At 68.7% G+C, this 16,407-nt stretch carries 13 protein-coding genes; 4 read left to right on the forward strand and 9 right to left on the reverse strand.

The window, feature by feature from the left end:
• From sucD to Cs7R123_RS16710, 3 genes are all read right to left on the reverse strand, one after another.
• Nucleotides 1-888, reverse strand: a complete 888-nt coding sequence (gene sucD, locus Cs7R123_RS16700) for a succinate--CoA ligase subunit alpha (protein ID WP_212827583.1) — start codon at nucleotides 886-888, stop codon at nucleotides 1-3.
• 8 nt (nucleotides 889-896) lie between these two features.
• Entirely contained in the window at nucleotides 897-2,075 is a 1,179-nt protein-coding gene (gene sucC, locus Cs7R123_RS16705; RefSeq protein ID WP_212827584.1) for an ADP-forming succinate--CoA ligase subunit beta, read from the reverse strand.
• Nucleotides 2,076-2,604: 529 nt separating this feature from the next.
• Nucleotides 2,605-3,012, reverse strand: coding sequence for a cobalamin B12-binding domain-containing protein (locus tag Cs7R123_RS16710; RefSeq protein WP_212827585.1), 408 nt, complete (start codon nucleotides 3,010-3,012; stop codon nucleotides 2,605-2,607).
• Between the two features lie 324 nt (nucleotides 3,013-3,336).
• Here Cs7R123_RS16710 and Cs7R123_RS16715 point away from each other — a divergent pair, with 324 nt between their 5' ends.
• Together Cs7R123_RS16715 and Cs7R123_RS16720 are read left to right on the forward strand one after the other, a co-directional pair.
• A complete protein-coding gene (locus Cs7R123_RS16715; RefSeq protein WP_212827586.1) occupies nucleotides 3,337-4,047 on the forward strand; it encodes a M23 family metallopeptidase in 711 nt (236 codons plus the stop codon).
• 290 nt (nucleotides 4,048-4,337) lie between these two features.
• On the forward strand, nucleotides 4,338-5,096 hold the full coding sequence (locus Cs7R123_RS16720) for a M23 family metallopeptidase (RefSeq protein WP_244871870.1): 759 nt from the start codon (nucleotides 4,338-4,340) through the stop codon (nucleotides 5,094-5,096).
• Nucleotides 5,097-5,217: 121 nt separating this feature from the next.
• Here Cs7R123_RS16720 and pcrA read toward each other — a convergent pair whose 3' ends face one another.
• Nucleotides 5,218-7,524: a DNA helicase PcrA gene (gene pcrA, locus Cs7R123_RS16725; RefSeq protein WP_244872014.1), complete on the reverse strand. Its 2,307-nt coding sequence runs from the start codon at nucleotides 7,522-7,524 to the stop codon at nucleotides 5,218-5,220.
• Between the two features lie 263 nt (nucleotides 7,525-7,787).
• Here pcrA and Cs7R123_RS16730 point away from each other — a divergent pair, with 263 nt between their 5' ends.
• Both Cs7R123_RS16730 and Cs7R123_RS16735 read left to right on the forward strand, forming a co-directional pair.
• Nucleotides 7,788-9,635 carry a bifunctional UDP-sugar hydrolase/5'-nucleotidase gene (locus Cs7R123_RS16730; RefSeq protein ID WP_212827591.1) on the forward strand — a complete coding sequence of 616 codons (1,848 nt, stop codon included), beginning with the start codon at nucleotides 7,788-7,790 and terminating at the stop codon, nucleotides 9,633-9,635.
• A 232-nt stretch (nucleotides 9,636-9,867) separates the two neighbouring features.
• Entirely contained in the window at nucleotides 9,868-10,149 is a 282-nt protein-coding gene (locus Cs7R123_RS16735; protein WP_212827592.1) for a chorismate mutase, read from the forward strand.
• 291 nt (nucleotides 10,150-10,440) lie between these two features.
• Here the strand turns inward: Cs7R123_RS16735 and Cs7R123_RS16740 are convergent, their stop codons facing one another.
• The 5 genes from Cs7R123_RS16740 to Cs7R123_RS16760 form a co-directional block, all read right to left on the reverse strand.
• Nucleotides 10,441-11,451, reverse strand: a complete 1,011-nt coding sequence (locus tag Cs7R123_RS16740; protein ID WP_212827593.1) for an ABC transporter ATP-binding protein — start codon at nucleotides 11,449-11,451, stop codon at nucleotides 10,441-10,443.
• Nucleotides 11,444-12,478, reverse strand: coding sequence for an ABC transporter ATP-binding protein (locus tag Cs7R123_RS16745; protein WP_212827594.1), 1,035 nt, complete (start codon nucleotides 12,476-12,478; stop codon nucleotides 11,444-11,446). The genes Cs7R123_RS16740 and Cs7R123_RS16745 overlap by 8 nt, the downstream gene beginning before the upstream one ends.
• A gap of 4 nt (nucleotides 12,479-12,482) precedes the next feature.
• Entirely contained in the window at nucleotides 12,483-13,475 is a 993-nt protein-coding gene (locus tag Cs7R123_RS16750) for an ABC transporter permease (protein ID WP_244871871.1), read from the reverse strand.
• Nucleotides 13,468-14,502, reverse strand: coding sequence for an ABC transporter permease (locus Cs7R123_RS16755; RefSeq protein WP_212827595.1), 1,035 nt, complete (start codon nucleotides 14,500-14,502; stop codon nucleotides 13,468-13,470). The genes Cs7R123_RS16750 and Cs7R123_RS16755 overlap by 8 nt, the downstream gene beginning before the upstream one ends.
• 97 nt (nucleotides 14,503-14,599) lie before the next feature.
• A complete protein-coding gene (locus tag Cs7R123_RS16760) occupies nucleotides 14,600-16,228 on the reverse strand; it encodes an ABC transporter substrate-binding protein (protein WP_212827597.1) in 1,629 nt (542 codons plus the stop codon).
• Between the last annotated feature and the right edge of the window lie 179 nt (nucleotides 16,229-16,407).

Below are 16,407 nucleotides of genomic sequence, written 5' to 3' on the forward strand. Positions count from 1 at the left end.
TCAGCGGCCCTGCATGACCTCGCGCATCAGGCGCGCGGTCTCCGACGGCGTCTTGCCGACCTTGACCCCGGCCGCCTCCAGCGCCGCCTTCTTGGCGTCGGCGGTGCCGGACGAGCCGGAGATGATCGCGCCCGCGTGGCCCATGGTCTTGCCGGGCGGGGCGGTGAAGCCGGCGATGTAGCCGACCACCGGCTTGGTCACGTTCGCCTTGATGAACTCGGCCGCGCGCTCCTCGGCGTCGCCGCCGATCTCACCGATCATGACGATGGCCTCGGTCTCCGGGTCGTCCTGGAAGGCCGCGAGCGCGTCGATGTGGGTGGTGCCGATGATCGGGTCGCCGCCGATGCCGACCGCGGTGGAGAAGCCGATGTCGCGCAGCTCGTACATGAGCTGGTAGGTCAGCGTGCCCGACTTCGAGACCAGGCCGATGCGGCCCGAGCCGCTGATGTCGGCCGGGATGATGCCGGCGTTGCTCGCACCCGGCGAGGCGATGCCGGGGCAGTTCGGCCCGACGATGCGGGTCTTGTTGCCGGTCGCCACGGCGTGCGCCCAGAACGCGGCGGTGTCGTGCACCGGCACGCCCTCGGTGATCACGACGGCCAGGCCGATGCCCGCGTCGATCGCCTCGACGACTGCCTGCTTGGTGAAGGCCGGGGGCACGAAGATGACCGTGACATCGGCACCGGTCTTGTCCATCGCCTCGGCCACGGTGCCGAACACCGGCACCTCGTGACCGTCGAACTCGACGGTGGTGCCCGCCTTGCGCGGGTTCACGCCGCCGACGATGTTCGTGCCGGCCGCCAGCATGCGGCGGGTGTGCTTGGAGCCCTCAGAGCCGGTCACGCCCTGGACGATGACCTTGGAGTCCTTGGTGAGCCAGATAGCCATTGTCTATGTCACTTCCCAGCCGCAGCGAGCTCGGCGGCGCGCTTGGCGGCGCCGTCCATCGTGTCGACCCGCTCCACGAGCGGGTTGCCGGCGCCGTCGAGGATGGCCCGACCCGCCTCGGCGTTGTTGCCGTCGAGCCGCACGACCAGCGGCTTGGTGACCTTCTCGCCCCGGCCGTCGAGCATGGCCAGCGCCTGGATGATGCCGTTGGCGACCGCGTCGCAGGCGGTGATGCCACCGAAGACGTTGACGAAGACGCTCTTCACGGCCGGGTCCGACAGCACGATCTCCAGACCGTTCGCCATCACCTCGGCCGACGCGCCGCCGCCGATGTCGAGGAAGTTCGCGGGCTTGACCCCGCCGAACTCCTCACCGGCGTACGCGACCACGTCCAGGGTGGACATGACCAGGCCCGCGCCGTTGCCGATGATGCCGACCTCGCCGTCGAGCTTGACGTAGTTGAGGTCCTTGGCCTTGGCGGCCTGCTCCAGCGGGTCGACCGCGGCCTTGTCCTCCAGCGCCTCGTGGTCGGCGTGGCGGAAGCCGGCGTTCTCGTCCAGGGTCACCTTGGCGTCCAGGCACAGCACGCGGCCGTCGCCCACCTTCGCCAGCGGGTTGACCTCGACCAGCGTCGCGTCCTCGGCGACGAACGTCGCCCACAGCTTCACCGCGATGTCGACGACCTGGTCGGCGACCTCGGCCGGGAAGTGGCCGGCCGTGACGATCTCGCGGGCCAGGGCCTCGTCGACGCCGCGGTTGGCGTCGATGGCGACCTTCGCGACCTTCTCCGGCTGCTCCTCGGCGACGGTCTCGATCTCCATACCGCCGGCCACGCTGGCGATGCACAGGAAGGTGCGGTTCGCCCGGTCCAGCAGGTAGGAGAAGTAGTACTCCTCGACGATGTCGGCCGTCTCGGCCAGCATCACCTTGTGGACCGTGTGGCCCTTGATGTCCATCCCGAGGATGTCGTTCGCGCGGGCGTAGGCCTCGTCGGCGCCGTCGGCCAGCTTCACGCCGCCGGCCTTGCCGCGGCCGCCGACCTTCACCTGCGCCTTGACAACCACACGGCCGCCGAGCCGCTCGGCGATGGCGCGGGCCTCCTCAGGGGTCTCGGCGACGCCACCGGCGAGCACGGGCAGGCCGTGCTTCTCGAAGACATCGCGCCCCTGGTACTCGTACAGGTCCACCGATACCTCTTCGCTGTCCAGCCCAACGCGTAGCCGGCGGGACACCCGACACGACGCGTAGGGACCATTGCCCATCCTCCGCTGGATAGGCCTTCCGCGCAGCCTAACGGTCCCTCAGCGCAGGGTATCGGCACGACCGCCCGGTGTGCCCAACTGCACACCGGGCGATGACCGACGGCTATGCGGACCGGGGCGGGGCAAGGGTTCCCGGCCCCGCGGCGGGGTCGGCCGGACTGCGGGGACATCGGCGCCGTCACCCGTTCCAGTGACGGCGCCACCGGCCGTAACCCCCTGCGAAAACCCTCGTTGAGTCTGATGTCAGAGCGCTGAAACCGAAAGGCCAGGCGGGATGACACAAACGGCCGATGCCCTGTCGGTCGAGGGGTGGCGGCGGGGCGTCGTGCATAGAGGAGCCGGGCGTGTGAGGGGTGCGTCCGGCTCCTCCCCTTTTGTCTTGGGGAAATCGCACCTTATATAAAGGCGCCCGCGGTGCGGGCGCCTTCGCTGTTGCGGTACGTGTGCCGGCCGGTCAGGCCGGCTGGGTCGTGGCGACGTTCGCCCGCACCCACTCGACGATCGCCTGGGTGGTCGCACCCGGCGTGAACACCTTCGCCACGCCGAGCCGCTCCAGCTCGGGGATGTCCGCCTCGGGGATGATGCCGCCGCCGAACACCACCATGTCGCCCGCGCCGCGCTCACGCAGCAGGCCGACGACCCGGGGGAACAGCGTCATGTGCGCACCGGACAGGACGGACAGGCCGACCGCGTCCGCGTCCTCCTGGATCGCGGTCTCCACGATCTGCTCCGCCGTCTGGTGCAGCCCGGTGTAGATGACCTCCATACCCGCGTCACGCAGGGCCCTGGCCACCACCTTCGCGCCGCGGTCGTGCCCGTCGAGCCCCGGTTTGGCCACGACCACGCGAATACGAGTGCCCATCAGTGCTCACCTCTCGCCGTACAGACTTAACGAACGGTAACCCACACCCCGGGGGTCACCACCAGCGGTCAGGTCACATCACAGCGCGACGCCTATATATACGGCCTGCCCCGCGAACGATCACTCTACGTGATCACCGGATTCCGGGATAAATACGGACAGAAAGGGGATATTCGGGCCGGACAGTCGCACTGACGGCTAAGGGATGACGTTCAGGAGCTTGTGCCTACCCCTACGGGTTGGTTAAGTTGTCCCGCAGTGCCATCCAAAACAGGGTGACAGAGCGTCGTGATCCAGCGGCGCCACCGATGACGGAGGCTGTAGGTGCAATACCGGCCCGAGCTCTTACGTGAGAGCGACCGCTACCGCGGTCGCCGCCGGGTGGCCACGCCGCCCCGCAGCAGGTACGCAGCCGTCATCACCACCGCGTTCGTCGGCGCGGGAATCGTGGCCTTCGGTGCCGGAGCCGGCATCACGGACGCCAAGACCGACAGCCTCAGCGGTGACACCACCGCGGTCTCCGACTCCAGCGTCGCCCGTGCGGAGGCAGCCGACCGCGCCAGCCGCGGCGACGACCGGACGCTCAGCACCTCGATCACCGCGGCGCCCAACGCCTGGCTGCTGCCCTTCCACAACTACCGCATCACCTCCGGCTTCGCGATGCGCTGGGGGAAGATGCACAAGGGCGTCGACCTGGCCCTCACCGAGGGCACGCCGTACTCGGCGGTCCACGACGGCACCGTCATCCTCGCCGGCTGGAACGGCGGCTACGGATACTGCATCATCATCGACCACGGCAACGGCCTCAAGACGGTGTACGGCCACTCCAGCAAGCTGCTGGTGAAGGTCGGCGACAAGGTGAAGGCCGGCCAGGTCATCGGCCTCGGCGGCAACACGGGCCACTCGTTCGGCTCCCACCTGCACCTGGAGATCCACGTCAACGACGTCGCCGTGAACCCGATCCCCTGGTTCAAGGACCACGGTGTTGATCTCGAACTCGAAATCGAGCAGGCCTTCGACGGCTCCGTCGGCTGAAGCGATACTTCCGAACCGCCCGCATCCTTCCGATGCGGGCGGTTTTGTCTGGTCTGACATCACGCAGCGCAACGACGCCACCTCCCCCGGTCACGAAATCGGGCCTGTCGGGTGACCGAGGTCACTCCCCCCTTAAGGGACTCAGGGTCGGTCGGGGTTCGACAACAGGACAAACGACCAGCCCGAGAACCGCCCGAATATCCGAATCGGCCTCGGAGCCCGCTTGGCTACCCCCGTTCTGACCAGGCAACATGGCTCCCGTCAACGGAGACACAACGGAGGTTCCCCTCGTGCAGAGCAGCACCGAGATCTTCAAGGCCGGCCGCGAGAAGCTGGTCGCCGCCCGCGACCTGGTCCGCGCCGGACTGAAGGGACGCACCCGTGCGGTCACCGCCATCGCGGTTCTCGCCGGCGTCGCATCGGTCGGCTTCGTCGCCGCCACCATCGACAACGCCCCGGCCAAGTCGCTGACCACCGTCGCGCAGACCGCCACCGCCAAGCGGGAGGCTGTCGCCGAGCGGGCCGACCGGTCCACCCGCAGCACCAAGAGCAACACCCCCGCCAAGAGCAAGGCGAAGCAGGCCGCCCCGGCGAAGGCCAAGCAGGCCGCGCCGAAGCAGGCCAAGGCCGCCGCGCCGAAGGCCGCCCGCCCCGTGTGGAGCACCCCGATGCAGGGCGCCCCGGTGAGCTCGTGCTTCGGCCCCCGCTGGGGCACCGAGCACAAGGGCATCGACTTCGCCATGCCCGAGAACACCCCGATCCGGGCCGTCGGCCCCGGCACCGTCTTCGCGGCCGGCTGGGTCTACTCCGGCTACGGCATCTCGGTCGTGGTCGACCACGGCAACGGCTACTTCACGCACTACGCCCACATGAACCGCACCGTGGTCCAGGAGGGTCAGCAGGTCAAGGCCGGCGACATCCTCGGCTACGAGGGTTCCACCGGTGACTCGACCGGTCCCCACCTGCACTTCGAGGTGCACCAGGGCATGTGGAACCAGGTCAACCCCGCCCCGTGGCTCCAGGAGCGCGGTATCAGCACCGGCTGCTGACCCGAGACCGCCCATCCCCTTCACCCATCCCCAGCACCACCCATCCCCACCCCACCCCCCCGAAAGCGTGTGGCCCGGATCATCGATCCGGGCCACACGTCGTTTCAGCGGAGGGTACGGCTCAGATCTTCTCGATCGGCGCGTGCCGGACCACCAGCCACAACACCTGGTCGCCGAAGTCGACCTGGGCCTGCGCCCGGGCCCCGACACCCTGCACCGCGAGCACCCGGCCCAGGCCGTAGCGCTGGTGGTTGACCCGGTCACCGGCCGACAGGGCCGGAGCCGAGGCCAGGTCGCTGGCCGTGGCGAGCTTGCTCGGGTCCACGCCGATCCGGCTGGCCAGCGCCGCCGCGCGGCTCGTGCCGCCGACGAACGTGCTCGCCGCGCGCTCCTGGCTGCGCTCGCGGCCGCCGATGCCGCCGCGGTCGCCGCCCCACGAGCTCACCGCACCCTCGGTGCGCTTCCAGTCCAGCAGCTCCGGCGGCAGCTCCTCCAGGAACCGCGACGGCGGGTTGTACTGCGGCTGGCCCCAGGCCGAGCGGGTCACCGCCCGGGACAGGTACAGCCGCTGCCGGGCACGGGTGATCCCGACGTACGCCAGGCGGCGCTCCTCCTCCAGCTCCTTGACGTCGCCGAGCGAGCGCAGGTGCGGGAAGACGCCGTCCTCCAGACCGCTCAGGAACACCACCGGGAACTCCAGCCCCTTGGCGGTGTGCAGGGTCATCAGCGTGACCACGCCCTGGTGGTCGGGGTCGTCGCTGGGCACCTGGTCGGCGTCGGCGACCAGGGCCACCTGCTCCAGGAAGCCCGCCAGCGCCGGGGTCTCGTCGGCGGCCGCGGTGCGCTCGGCGTACTCCCGGGCGACGCTGACGAGTTCCTGGAGGTTCTCCACCCGGCCCTCGTCCTGCGGGTCCAGGCTCGCCTCCAGCTCGGCCAGCAGGCCCGAACGGGACAGGATGAACTCCAGCACCGCCTCCGGGGGCGCCTCACGGGCCAGGTCGCGGGCCTCGTCGAGCATCGCCAGGAAGTCGTTGATCGAGTTCACCGCGCGGGTGGCGATGCCCGGCGCGTCCGCCGCCCGGCGCAGCGCCGCCCCGAACGACACCCGCTCCCGCGCCGCCAGCGCCTCCACCACGGCCTCGGCCCGGTCGCCCAGGCCGCGCTTGGGCGTGTTGATGATCCGCCGCATGCTGACGGTGTCGTCCTCGTTGGCGATCGCCCGCAGGTAGGCCAGCGCGTCGCGGACCTCCTTGCGCTCGTAGAAGCGCACCCCGCCGACGACCTTGTACGGCAGCCCGAGCCGGATGAAGATGTCCTCGAACACCCGGGACTGGGCGTTGGTGCGGTAGAAGACCGCCACGTCGCCCGGCCGGGCCGCGTCCGCGTCGCACAGCCGGTCGATCTCGCGGGCCACCCAGTCGGCCTCGGCGTGCTCGTTGTCGGCCACATACCCGGTGATCTGCTCGCCCGCGCCCTGGTCGCTCCACAGCCGCTTGGGCTTGCGGTCGGCGTTGCGGTCGATCACCGCGTTGGCGGCGCTGAGGATGGTCTGCGTCGAGCGGTAGTTCTGCTCCAGCAGGATCGTGGTGGCATGCGGGTAGTCGCGCTCGAACTCCAGGATGTTGCGGATGGTCGCGCCCCGGAAGGCGTAGATCGACTGGTCGGCGTCACCGACCACACACAGCTCACCGGGAGGCGTGGCCTGCGAAGCCGCGGCGTCACCGCCCCCGACCAACTCCTTGATCAGCATGTACTGCGCGTGGTTGGTGTCCTGGTACTCGTCGACGAGCACGTGGCGGAACCGGCGGCGGTACTTCTCGGTGACCTCCGGCTTGGCCTGGAGCAGGTGCACCGTACGCATGATGATGTCGTCGAAGTCGAGCGCGTGCGCCTGCTGGAGGCGCTGCTGGTACAGCGTGTACGCCTCGGCGAGCACGCGCTGGGTCGGGCCGCTCGCCGTGAACGACTCCGGGTCGATCAGCTCGTTCTTCAGGTTCGACACCTGCGCGGCCAGGCTGCGCGGCGGGTAGCGCTTGGGGTCGAGGTCGAGCTCGCGGGAGACCAGCTGCATCAGCCGCCGCGAGTCGTCGGCGTCGTAGATCGAGAACGACGACTTCAGCCCGGCGTGCTCGTGCTCGGCGCGCAGGATGCGCAGGCAAGCCGAATGGAAGGTGGACACCCACATCATCCGGGCCCGGTTGCCGACCTGGTGCGCCACGCGCTCGCGCAGCTCGCCCGCGGCCTTGTTGGTGAAGGTGATGGCCAGGATCTCGCCCGGGTGCACGTCCCGCGCGGCCAGCAGGTACGCGATGCGCTGGGTGAGCACCCGGGTCTTGCCCGAGCCGGCACCGGCGACGATCAGCAGCGGGCCGCCGGCGTGCACCACCGCGGCGCGCTGGGGCTCGTTGAGACCCTCCAGCAGCTTCATCACGCGGGAGGGATCGCCGCCGCGGGAGCCCTGCGCGGGTGCACCGGCACCCGCCGTGCGCTCGGTGGACGGCGTGGCGTCAGGGAGGTCGAAGAGAGGATGCATCGTCTGGTGAGTCTATGCGTCCCGGCTGACAGCGCTCCGAGCCGACCGGCGGTCACGCAAACGTCACCGATCTCTGGTGGCGCGAGCGGGCGCGCTGCTCCAGGATGTCCATAGCCTGCCGCGCATACGAGCGCGGCGCAGACAATGGAGGCGTCTCTATGAGTCACCCCCGCCATCGGAGCTGGACGAGCGTGCTGCGGGTGCTGGCTGCCCCGGCGCTCGCGGTGGCCGTCGTCGCGGCGATCTCGCCGGCCGGCGGATCCAGCGCTGACACCACGCCCGCCGCGTGGACCCCCCTCACCCCGGTCGCTCTCAAGCTGGCCGAACCGGCGGCGGCCACCCACACCGCCAACGGCGCACTGCTCGCCTTCAACGACTTCCACGGCGCCATCGACCCGCCCACCGGCAGCGGCGGCCTGGTCCTCGGCAACCCGGCCGGCGGGGTGGAATACCTCGCCACCTGGGTCAAGAAGCTGCGCGCCGAGAACATCGCCGCGGGCCGCGACGTGGTCACCGTGGGCGCGGGCGACATGGTGGGCGCCAGCCCGCTGGTCAGCGCCGCGTTCCACGACGAGCCCACGATCGAGCTGCTGAGCGAGCTCGGCCTGGAGATCACCTCGGTCGGCAACCACGAGTTCGACGAGGGCGTGACCGAGCTCAAGCGCCTCCAGCGCGGCGGCTGCCACCCCACCGACGGCTGTGCCGACGGCGACGGCTTCGACGGCGCCGCCTTCACGTACCTGGCCGCCAACGTGGTGGACAAGCGCACCAAGCTGCCGGTGCTGCCGCCGGTCAGCGTGAAGATCATCGACGGGGTCCCGGTCGGCTTCGTCGGCCTGACCCTGAAGGCCACCCCGACCATCGTCAACCCGGCCGGCATCACCACGGTCGAGTTCAAGGACGAGGTCGAGACGGCCAACCTGTGGGGCGGCATCCTGCGCCTGCTCGGCGTCAAGGCCCAGGTGCTGCTGATCCACGAGGGCGGCCAGCAGGGCCCGACCGGCGACATCTCCACCTGCTCGGCGTTCGCCGGTGCGATCACCCCGATCGTGGCCGGGCTGCGCGACGAGTTCGGCATCGTCGTCTCCGGGCACACGCACCGCTTCTACTCGTGCTCGCTGCCCAACGCCACCGGCAAGCCGGTCGTGGTCACGAGCGCGGGCACCAACGGCGCCCTGGTCACCGACATCACTATGACCATGGACCGCCGCAGCCGCACCTTCACCTCGATCGAGGCGCACAACGTCATCGCCGAGAACGGCGTGCGCAACCCCGACGGCACCTGGCAGACCTCCGCTCCGGGCGTGTACGTGCGCAACCCCGCGCTGGTCGACCCGGCCGCCAAGGTCATCGCGGACAAGTACCGCACCGCCGTGGCGCCGCTGGCCAACCGCATCGTCGGCAGCATCAGCGCCGACATCCCCCACAACAACAAGGCCAACGGCGAGAGCCCGCTGGGCGACGTCATCGCCGACGCCCAGCTCGCCCGGACGACGTCGACCGGGGCACAGCTCGCGCTGATGAACCCGGGCGGCATCCGCGCCGCGCTCAGCTACAGCAACTCGCCCGGCGGCGAGGCGCCCGGCCAGGTCACCTACGGCGAGGCGTTCACGGTGCAGCCGTTCAACAACCTGGTGGTGACCCAGTCGCTGACCGGGGCACAGCTCAAGCAGGTGCTGGAGCAGCAGTTCGCGGGCTACCTCGGGCAGGCCACGACGAAGATCCTCCAGGTCTCGGCGGGCTTCACCTACGCGTACGACACCACGCTGCCGCTCGGCTCGCGGGTGTCGAACATCGCGCTCAACGGCACCCCGATCGACCCGGCGGCGACGTACCTGGTGACGACCAACGACTTCCTGGCCAACGGCGGCGACGGGTTCACCGTGCTGACCGGGGGCACGGGCCGGGTCTACGCACCCGGTTTCGACGTGGACGCGCTGGTCGCGCACCTGGCGACCGGTCCGATCGCACCGGGGTCGGCCGACCGCATCACCAAGCTGGGCTGAGCAGGACGGCTCTCACATGATGGTCGAGTTGATGGCGTCGCCCGGCATCCGTGGCATACTGGGCAACGTGATCAAGCAGGCGTTCTCCTTTACCTATGGCTCCGGAGCCCCGGCAGCCGTAGGTCGCGCCTGACTGAGCAGCAGACCTGACGAAAAGCCCCGGGCTCGCCGAGCCCGGGGCTTTTCTTCTGCCCAGGGCACAGACGAGCGACGATCCCATCGAGGAGTACTCATGAGTGTCATCGCCCAGACCGGCGCCGAAGCGCCGGAGGCCGCGTCGGAGATCACGGCGATGCGGGAGCGCATCGACGCCATCGACGCCGCCATCATCACGCTGTGGCGCGAGCGCGCCGCGATCTCGCAGCGGGTCGGCCAGACCCGCGTCGCCTCGGGCGGCACCCGGCTGGTGCTGAGCCGCGAGCGCGAGATCATGGACCGCTTCCGCGCCGAACTCGGCCCCGACGGCACCCAGCTCGCCCTGCTCATCCTCCGCGCCGGCCGCGGGCCCCTGTAGGCGGTACTCCGCCTGAGCGGCGCGTCCACCGCACCCACTTAGCATTGACGCTGGCCTATCTAGAGGACGGATTCTCGTTATTCGTCCTCCAGATAGGCCAGCGTCGATTAAAAGCGGGGCCGTTGAGGGCGCGACCCCGTTGCGGCGCAAGTGGAAAGGCCGCCGAAGCAAGCACAGGGCACCGCTCGCGAAGCGTGCGGTGCCCTGCTCTATGTTGACCCGGTGGCGGACGGTCCGGCCGGAGGCTCAACCCAACCTGACCGTTCGCCACCGGGAGTCACTCCACCCGGATCACTGGGTGGCGTGGACCACGTCCCGCACCTCGGCGAAGTGGCAGGCGCTCTCGTGCCCCGACTTCGCCGAGATCTGCAGCAGCGGCTCCTGGGTGGCGCAGATGTCCTGCACCTTCCAGCACCGGGTGCGGAACCGGCAGCCGGACGGCGGGTTGGCCGGTGACGGCACGTCGCCCTCCAGCACGATCTGGTCCCGGTGCCCGCGCAGCGTCGGGTCCGGCACCGGCACGGCCGACAGCAGCGCCTGCGTGTACGGGTGGGTCGGCTGGTCGTAGATCTGCACGTCCGTGCCGTTCTCGACCACCTTGCCCAGGTACATCACGGCCACGCGGTCGGCGATGTGGCGCACCACCGACAGGTCGTGGGCGATGAAGATGTACGACAGCCCCAGCTCGCTCTGCAGCTCGTCCAGCAGGTTCATGACCTGGGCCTGGATCGAGATGTCGAGCGCGGAGACCGGCTCGTCGCAGAGGATGATCTCCGGCTTGAGCGCGAGCGCGCGGGCGATGCCGATGCGCTGGCGCTGGCCGCCGGAGAACTGGTGCGGGTAGCGGTTGATGTGCTCGGGGTTCAGGCCCACGAGTTCCAGCAGCTCCTGCACCCGGCGGCGGATGTCGCCCTTGGGTGCCACGTCGCTGTGGATCTGGAACGGCTCGGCCACGATGTCGCCGACCGTCATACGCGGGTTCAGCGACGTGTACGGGTCCTGCATCACGAGCTGGATGTTGCGCCGCGCCCGCCGCATCGCCTCGCCGCCGAGCTTCGAGGTGTCCTGCCCGCGCACGACGATGGATCCGCTGGTGGGCTTCTCCAGGCCGACGAGCAGCTTGGCGAGCGTGGACTTGCCGCAGCCCGACTCGCCGACCACGCCGAGAGTCTCGCCGCGGTGCAGCTGCAGGTTGATCCCGTCGACCGCCCGGACCGCGCCGACCTTGGTCTTGAAGAGGATCCCCCTGGTCAGCGGGAAGTGCTTGACCAGGTCGCGGGTTTCGAGCACGACGTCACTCACCGCGGACCTCCTTCCAGAAGTGGCAGGCGCTGGCGATGCCGGGCTGGATCTGGTGCAGCGGCGGCACCGGGTCGGCCTTGCAGACGTCCTGCGTGTACCGGCACCGGGGGTTGAACGCGCAGCCGGCCGGGATCCTGGTCAGGTTCGGCGGCAGGCCCTTGATCACGTTCAGCTGCTGGCCCTTGAGGTCGACCCGGGGGATCGACTCGAGCAGCGCCTTGGTGTACGGGTGCGACGGCTTGGCGTAGATGTCGTACACCGGCGCCTTCTCCACGATCCGGCCCGCGTACATGACGTTGATGCGGTCCGCCACGTCGGCGACCACACCCATGTCGTGGGTGATCAGGATCAGGCCCATGTTGCGCTCGCGCTGCAACTCGGCGAGCAGGCCCATGATCTGCGCCTGGACGGTCACGTCCAGGGCGGTCGTGGGCTCGTCGGCGATGAGCAGCTCGGGGTCCAGCGCCAGCGACATCGCGATCATGACGCGCTGGCGCATACCGCCGGAGAACTGGTGCGGGTAGTCGCCCACCCGCTGCCGGGCCGCCGGGATCTTGACCAGGTCGAGCAGCTCGATGGCGCGCTTCTTGCCGTCGGCCCGCGACATGCCCCGGTGCTTGCGGAACAGCTCCGCCAGCTGGAACCCGACGTTGAACACGGGGTTCAGCGCCGAGAGGGCGTCCTGGAAGATCATGGCGATCTTGTTGGCCCGGACCAGCCGGCGCTCCTCGGCGGTGCGCTTGAGCAGGTCCACGCCGCGGTAGCGGATCTCGCCGCCGGTGATGAACCCCGGCGGGGTGTCCAGGATGCCCATGATCGCTTGCGCGGTCACGGACTTGCCGCAGCCCGACTCGCCCAGGATCGCCAGCGTCTCACCCGAGTTGACCTCGAACGACACGCCGTTGATGGCCTTGGCCACACCGGCCCGGGTGCGGAATTCCACCCGGAGGTCCTCCACCTGCAGCAGCGGCGCGCTGGAGTCGGTGCCGCGCAGCGCCGGGCTGAAGTCGACCGAAACCTCAGTCATGTTCTCACCTCAGCTTCGGGTCGAGAGCGTCGCGCAGGGCGTCGCCCATCAGGATGAACGAGAGCACCGTGCCGACCAGGAACGCACACGGGATGAGCACCAGGTGCGGATAGTCGGTGAAGTACGGGACGTGCCCGGCGATCATGACGCCCCACGAGACGGCCGGCGCCTGGAGACCGGCGCCGAGGAAGGTCAGCGTCGCCTCCGCCGAGATGAACCCGCCCAGCGAGATCGTCATGACGACGATCACCGGTGCGATCGAGTTCGGCAGGATGTGCCGGAACATCAGCCGGAAGTTCGACGCGCCCAGTGCCTTGGCGGCGTGGACGAAGTCGAGGTTCTTGGCCGCGAGCACGCTGCCTCGCATGATCCGGGTGACACCCACCCAGCCCAGGGTCACCAGCACCAGGGCGATGACGACGACCTGGCTGAACTGGCTCTTGGTCATCAGCTCGCTCTTGCGCATGACGGTGAGGAACACCAGCGCACCCAGCAGGTAGGGCAGCGAGTAGATGATGTCGGCGATACGCGACACGAGCGAGTCGACCCAGCCGCCGTAGAAGCCGGTGATCAGGCCCAGGGTGATACCCAGGAAGGTGATGCCCAGGGTGGCGAACAGCGCGATGAGCAGCGACGGGCGCACGCCGTACACGATGTGCGCGTAGTAGTCGCAGCCGTTGACGCTGGTGCCGAACCAGTGCGCGGCGCTGGGGCCGAGCTTGGCCTCGCGGATCTCGCAGATCGTGGGGTCCTTGCTGGTCCACAGCTTCGGCAGGACCGCCATCGAGGTCATCAGCAGGATGTACCCGAAAGAGATCATGAAGACGGGGTTGCGGATCAGCTCGCGCCAGGCGTCCGACCACAGGCTCGCGTTGCGCTCCTTGGCCGGCTCGTTGCGCAGGTCCTTGGCCGGGGCCGGGTCGGCGGGCAGGGTCGTGGCCATCGCCGGTGCCACCGAGTTGGCCGTGAAAGTGCTGTTGTCGATGCTGTCACTCATAGCGGATCCTCGGGTCGAGCACGGCGTAGAGCAGGTCCACCAGGAGCGTGATCGAGAGGTATGCCAGCACCAGCATGGTGGTGATGCCGATCAGCACCACGGACTCGCCCTGGAAGATGGCGCGGCCGATCTTGTTGCCGATGCCGGGCACGTTGAAGATGCCCTCGGTCACGATGGCGCCCGTCAGGTAGACCGCCAGCGACAGGCCCAGGTTGGTGACCACCGGGATCAGCGAGTTGCGCAGCGTGTGGACGCCGATCACGCGCTTGGTGGTGAGGCCCTTGGCCCTGGCCGTGCGGACGAAGTCGGCCCGCAGGTTCTCCTGGACGCTGGTGCGGGTGAGCCGGGCGGTGGTGGCCAGGCCCAGCAGGCCCAGCACGACACCCGGCAGCATCAGGCTCGCGAACGGATAGTCCCTCTTGTACGCGGCACCGAACATGCCGCGAGAGATCCATTCCGGAACCCAGGACATGCCCCGCAGCCAGTTGCCGAACTGGACGCCGACGTACTCCTGGATCAGCAGACCCAGCACGAAGACGGGGACGGAGATCACGAGCACCGTGCTGATCTTCACGAAGTAGTCCATGAAGCCGCCGCTGCGCGTGCCGGCCAGCACGCCCGCGAGGATGCCCACGATCGCCTCGACGAGGAACGCGATCAGCGTGATCTTCAGAGTGAACGGCATCGCGTCACCGACGATCTCGGTGACCGCACGGAAGTGCAGGTCGGTGCCGAAGTTGCCCTGCAGGTAGCCGTCGAAGTGGCCGTTTACCTTGGCCACGCCGATCCGCTGGAAGAAGAGGTTGAAACACGGGTTCCCGGGCTGCTTCAGGCAGGGGTCGTCCAGATGGAGCGCCCGGGTGATGGCATCCAGCGTCGACTTGGGCGGGGTCTTGTCCCCGAACAGCGCGCGGACCGGGTTACCGGTGAGCTGCATGCCCACCGAGGTCAGGTAGTGAAGGAGGAACAACGTTCCTAGGACCGTGGGAATGAACTGCAGCAAGCGTCGAATGACGTAGCGTCCCACCTCTGGTCCTCCTCTCGGAGCCATCGGGGCGGTGGGGAACCGGTCCAGGTTCCCCACCGCCCCGCGTGAGTGTGGATCAGATCAAGCGATCAGGAGATCACTTGGCGGGGTTGAGGACGACCTTGTCGTACTCGACGCCGGAGATGGGGTTGAAGACGAAGGTCTTGACGTTCTCGCTGTACACGTCCGAGACCTTGCCGAACCACATCGGGATGACCGGCAGGTCGTCGACGATGACGTCTTCAGCCTGCTGGTAGAACTTGATGCCCTCGTCCTGCGTCTTGGCACCGTTGCCCTGCTCGACCAGCTGGTCGAACGCGGGGTTGGTGTAGCCGCTGTTGTTCGAGGAGCCACCGGTGCCGTACAGCGGCGCCAGGTAGGTCTCGAACCACGGGTAGTCCGGGCCCCAGCCGAGACGGAACGGGCCGTCGAACTTCTTCTGGTCGCCCTTGGCCAGGTACTCGGGGAACTGGAGCGAGGTGTTGAGCTCGTAGTCGATGCCCAGGTCCTTCTTCCAGCCGTCGCCGACAGCCTGCATCCACTTCTCGTGGCCCGCACCGGCGTTCGCCCACAGGACGATCTTGCCGCCCTTCCAGCCGCCCGCCTCGTCCAGCAGCGACTTGGCCTTCACCGGGTCGTACTTGCAGTTCGCGCAAGCGCCGTCACGGTAGCCGAGGAAGTTCGGGCTCACGACGCCCTGCGCGGCCGAGAAGCGGCCGTCGAACACGGCGTCGATGATCGCCTGGCGGTCGATCGCGAGCGACAGCGCCTGACGGATCTTCTTGTCCTGGAAGCGCGCGTCGTACAGCGGCAGGCCGACGTAGGTGAAGTTGTTCGACGGCTTCTGGAAGAAGCGCTCGCCGTACTGCGCCATGGCGGCCTTGACCTCAGCCGAGGGGACAGCCTCGAAGATGTCCAGCTCGCCGGCCTTGAAGTCGGCGTAGCCCGTCTCCTGCTTGTCGTAGATCTTGAAGACCAGCGTGTCGGCCTTGCCCTTCGACGCCGTGTAGGCGTCGTTGCGCGACAGCTTCACCTGGACGTTGTGCTCCCAGGAGCCCTCGATCTTGTATGCACCGTTGCCGATCGGCTTCTCGGTGCAGGCCTTGACGTCGTCGAGGCAGGCCTTGGCGACCGGGAAGTAGCCCGAGTAGCCGACCTGCGCCGGGAAGCCCGAGAAGGCCTTGGTCAGGGTGACCTCGAAGGTCGTGTCGTCGATCTTCTTCAGACCCGACAGGGTCTTGGCCGCCGGCTCGGGAGCCGTCTTCGGGCCGTCGCCGTCCGGGTCCTTCGACTGCAGCGCGTCGTACCCGCCGATGTTCGACAGGAAGTACGAGTTGGTGGCAGCGTTCGGGCCGTACGCGGTGAAGTTCCACGCGTTGATGAAGCTGTCGGCGGTCACCGGCTCGTCGTTGGTGAACTTGAAGCCCGACTTCAGCTTGATCGTCCACACCTTGTTGTCGGACGAGGTGATCGAGTCAGCGATGACGTTGACCGGAGCACCCTTGGTGTCGTACTCGACCAGACCCTTGTAGATCTGGCGGATGACGACGATCGACGGGTTGTCGTCGGCCATCGGCGGGAACAGGCTCGCCGGCTCCGACGCGTAGATCCGGAGCTCGCCGCCGGTGTCGCTCGGCGTCTCCGGCTCGGGGGTGCTGGTGCAACCAGCGGCAATCAGCGCGACAGCGGCGGTAGCCACCGCTGCCTTAAGGGATTTCCCGCGCATTCGTGTGCCTCCTCAGGCGCTCACGAGGGGGTGTGAGGTGGCCACACTTTCGCACCCCTCGCCACGCGCCGGGAAGGCCCTGATACCAACCCGTTACCGAGACGGGACGACGCCGATACCGCGTCAAGCAACTTTCTTGATCGAAGGAAAACGCTCTGAACAGCCGCGATTCAGCAGGT

This window comes from Catellatospora sp. TT07R-123, from assembly GCF_018327705.1.
Taxonomy (GTDB): domain Bacteria; phylum Actinomycetota; class Actinomycetes; order Mycobacteriales; family Micromonosporaceae; genus Catellatospora.